Source organism: Rhodococcus sp. P14 (assembly GCF_000256505.1).
Lineage (GTDB): Bacteria > Actinomycetota > Actinomycetes > Mycobacteriales > Mycobacteriaceae > Rhodococcus > Rhodococcus ruber.
This window is the reverse complement of sequence record NZ_AJFC01000073.1, coordinates 1-3582: the sequence shown is the minus strand read 5'-3', so window position 1 is coordinate 3582 and position 3582 is coordinate 1. Positions and strand designations below refer to the sequence as shown.

At 72.0% G+C, this 3582-nt stretch carries 4 protein-coding genes; 1 reads left to right on the top strand and 3 read right to left on the bottom strand.

Features of this window, described 5'->3' with window-relative positions; genetic code table 11:
* Window positions 1-28: 28 nt before the first annotated feature.
* Genes OEY_RS0105240 through OEY_RS0105230 form a run of 3 tightly spaced genes read right to left on the bottom strand, consistent with a single transcriptional unit; the run spans window position 29 to window position 2299 of the window.
* A complete protein-coding gene (locus OEY_RS0105240; protein ID WP_010592861.1) occupies window positions 29-289 on the bottom strand; it encodes an exodeoxyribonuclease VII small subunit in 261 nt (86 codons plus the stop codon).
* 10 nt (window positions 290-299) lie between these two features.
* Window positions 300-1547: an exodeoxyribonuclease VII large subunit gene (gene xseA, locus OEY_RS0105235; RefSeq protein ID WP_010592860.1), complete on the bottom strand. Its 1248-nt coding sequence runs from the start codon at window positions 1545-1547 to the stop codon at window positions 300-302.
* Window positions 1544-2299, bottom strand: a complete 756-nt coding sequence (locus OEY_RS0105230) for a lipid droplet-associated protein (RefSeq protein ID WP_010592859.1) — start codon at window positions 2297-2299, stop codon at window positions 1544-1546. The genes xseA and OEY_RS0105230 overlap by 4 nt, the downstream gene beginning before the upstream one ends.
* Window positions 2300-2378: 79 nt before the next feature.
* Here OEY_RS0105230 and OEY_RS0105225 point away from each other — a divergent pair, with 79 nt between their 5' ends.
* Window positions 2379-3380: a 4-hydroxy-3-methylbut-2-enyl diphosphate reductase gene (locus OEY_RS0105225; protein ID WP_010592858.1), complete on the top strand. Its 1002-nt coding sequence runs from the start codon at window positions 2379-2381 to the stop codon at window positions 3378-3380.
* Window positions 3381-3582 lie beyond the last annotated feature (202 nt).

Below are 3582 nucleotides of genomic sequence, written 5' to 3'. Positions count from 1 at the left end.
GCCGCTACAGCCCTGACGGGCGCGCCGCTCACTCGTCGTCTTCGTCCACCTCGTCGTCGCTGTGCGCCAGCGCGGCCTCCACGCGCTGCCGGGCGCCGGCGAGATGCTCCTCGCAGCGGCGCGCGAGCGCCTCGCCCCGCTCCCACAGCGTCAGCGACTCGTCCAGGTCCAGGCCACCCTGTTCGAGCATCTTGACCACGTTGACCAGCTCGTCGCGCGCCCGCTCGTAGCCGAACTCCGCAACGTCGTCGTTCGGGCCGCTCACGGGCGTGTCCTTCGTCTCGCTCATCCGTTCCTCGTCACTTCTCTCGTCCGATGACGGCCGCGCGCACCGCACCGTCGGCGACCCGCACCCGCAGCTGGGTGCCGGGCGGTGCGTCGTCGACGGACCGCAGCACCTCCGCGTCCCCGTCCGGGATCATCCGCTGCACCACCGCGTAGCCGCGGGCCAGGGTGGCGGCGGGACCGAGCGTCCCGAGTCGCGCCCCGAGATGTTCGATCCGGGTGGCCTCGGCGGCGATCGCCCGGGCCACGTCGCGTCGGGCGCACTGCCGCAGCCGCTCGATCTCCTCGCGCCGCTGGTCGACGGTGCGCAGCGGGTCTGCGAGCACCGGCCGGCTGCGCAGCTGTTCGATCACGTGCTCCTCCCTGCGCACCCAGTTGCGCAGCGCCGCCGCCGCTCGCTCTCGCAGCTCGTCCACCAGGTCCTGCTCGGCCACCGCGTCCGGCACGATCCGTTTCGCCGCGTCCGTGGGGGTGGCCGCCCGCAGATCGGCGACGTAGTCGGACAGCGGGCTGTCCGGTTCGTGCCCGATCGCGCTGACCACGGGCGTCGTGCACCGGACGATCGCGCGGCACAGCGCCTCGTCGGAGAACGGCAGCAGGTCCTCCACGCTGCCGCCGCCGCGCGCGAGCACGATCACGTCGACGGACGGGTCCGCGTCGAGTTCCTCGAGCGCCTCGAGGATCTGCGGGACCGCGGTGGGCCCCTGGACGGCGGTGTTGCGGATCTCGAAACGGACCGCCGGCCACCGGCGCTGCGCGACGCTGAGCACGTCCCGTTCGGCGGCGCTCGCCCGGCCGGTGATCAGACCGATCCGGTGCGGCAGGAACGGCAGGGGCCGTTTGAGCCGCGGGTCGAACAGCCCCTCGGCCGCGAGCAGCGCCCGTAGCCGCTCGATCCGAGCGAGGAGTTCGCCGATTCCGACGGCCCGGATCTCGGTGACCAGCAGGGCCAGGGTGCCGCGGCCGGTCCAGAACGACAGCTTCCCGAACATCACCACCCGGCTGCCCTCGGTGAGCGGCACAGGGGAGTTCTGCACCAGCTGCGGCGAGCACGTCACCGACAGCGACATGTCCGCCGACGGGTCCCGCAGCGTGAGGAAGGCGGTGCGGGTGCCGGGACGCACGTTGAGCTGGGTGATCTGTCCCTCCACCCAGACCGAGCCGAGCCGGTCGATCCAGCTCGCGACCTTCTGCGAGACGGTCCGGACGGGCCACGGATGTTCCGCGGAGTTGGACGGGGTGGCCGTGGGCGCGGAGGTCACTTGGTGCTTGCGTTCGCGATCCGGTTGGACAGCATGGTCTCGAACGGGTCCCGCGCGCGGGTGGCGCTTTCGTACTCGAGCAGCGCCCGCAGGTCCTCGACCGACAGGGTGCGCATCCGCGCCCGCAGTTGCGCCAGGGTCAGCGACGGGTAGTCGAGCAGTTCGACGATCTCGGGAAGCTCGGCCCCGGCCGCGCTCCCGGCGGCAGCCTTCTTCGCGGTCTTCTTCGCCGGTGCCTTCGCTGCCTTCTTCGCCGGCTTCGTCGCGGTCGTGTCGGCGTCGCCGCCGGCTGCGGTCGTGCCGGCACTGATCTTGGCGGCGGTGGACTCGGCGGTCGACTCGGCTCCGGCGCGGGGCCCGGACCCCTCCGTCCCGGCGCCGGCGGACTTCCCGGCCCTCGAATCGGTGGGGACCGGCACCGCCGCCTCCGTCGCGGGCGGCATCGAGTAGAGGGCGAAGCGTCCCGGTGCCCCCGCGGTCGACGGCTCGGCAATGCCCACCGGTTCGGCGTCGTCGTCGAAGGTGGCCCACGACGGCGCCTCGGCGGGGGCAGCGCCGAGCAGCTCGAACAACTGGTCGCCCTTGATCGCGAGCGACGTCATCGTCTGCTGGATCCGCATCGTCGTCTGAAGGATCTGGCTGACCGTGGTCATCGGCAGGGCGACCGCGGTGGACGGCAGCTTGAGGGTCTCTTCGTACGCGGTGACGGCCAGCCCGGCCGCCACCCGCGCCATGAACGGTGGACGGATCATGGGAAACAGACTGCCTCACGTGCCGCCCGATTGGTAGCCGAGGACGGCCGGCCCCGCGGACGGCCCGTACCCTGGAGGCATGTCTGCGCCTGTTCCCCTCGAAGTCGGAATCACTCGGTCGGCCGGTTCACCGGCTGCCGGCAAGCGCGTCCTGCTCGCCGAGCCGCGCGGGTACTGCGCCGGTGTCGACCGGGCCGTCGAAACGGTGGAGAAGGCACTCGAGAAGCATGGTGCCCCGATCTACGTCCGCAAGGAGATCGTCCACAACCGGCACGTGGTCGAGACCCTCGCCGAGCGAGGTGTCGTCTTCGTCGAGGAGACCGACGAGGTACCCGAGGGCGCGGTGCTCGTGTTCTCGGCGCACGGTGTCTCCCCTGCGGTGCACGCCTCCGCCGCCGAACGCAGCCTGCGCACCATCGATGCCACGTGCCCCCTGGTGACGAAGGTGCATCAGGAGGCGAAGCGCTTCGCCCGCGACGACTACGACATCCTGCTCATCGGTCACGAAGGCCACGAGGAGGTGGAGGGCACTGCCGGCGAGGCCCCCGACCACGTCCAGCTCGTCGACGGTCCGGACGCGGTCGACCAGGTCACCGTGCGCGACGAGGCGAAGGTCATCTGGCTCTCGCAGACCACCCTCAGCGTCGACGAGACCATGGAGACGGTCCAGCGGCTGCGCGCGAAGTTCCCGCTGCTGCAGGATCCCCCGAGCGACGACATCTGCTACGCCACCCAGAATCGGCAGGTGGCGGTCAAGGCGATGGCGCCCGAATGCGACCTGGTCATCGTCGTGGGGTCCCGCAATTCGTCGAACTCGGTCCGGCTCGTGGAGGTGGCTCTGGGGGCCGGTGCCCGGGCCGCGCATCTCGTCGACTACGCCCGCGAGGTCGACCCGGCATGGCTCGACGGCGTCCGGACCGTGGGCATCACCTCCGGCGCCTCGGTGCCGGAGGTCCTCGTACGCGGCGTGATCGACCTGCTCGCCGAGCACGGTTTCGCCGACGTGCAGTCGGTCACCACAGCCAACGAGACCCTGGTGTTCGCGCTGCCGCGCGAACTGCGCTCCGCGCGTCGCGCGTAATCCGGCGCGCGTGATCCGGCGCGTGTGATCCGGCGCGGACTCGGTCAGTCCTCGTACCGGTCCCGATAGCGCACCCGGGGCTGCCGGTAGTCCGGGGTCTCCGGTCCCGGCGCCCGCCGACGGGACGGCGGGGGCACCTCTCCCCGCTCGTAGGGACGGTCGGGGCGGGAGCGGTGATCGCCGCGCCGGTCGTAGTCCCGGC

Coding starts and splice junctions, on each gene's coding strand:
- OEY_RS0105240 (WP_010592861.1), bottom strand. CDS start 289: ATGAGCGAGACGAAGGACACGCCCGTGAGCGGCCCGAACGACGACGTT.
- OEY_RS0105230 (WP_010592859.1), bottom strand. CDS start 2,299: ATGATCCGTCCACCGTTCATGGCGCGGGTGGCGGCCGGGCTGGCCGTC.
- OEY_RS0105225 (WP_010592858.1), top strand. CDS start 2,379: ATGTCTGCGCCTGTTCCCCTCGAAGTCGGAATCACTCGGTCGGCCGGT.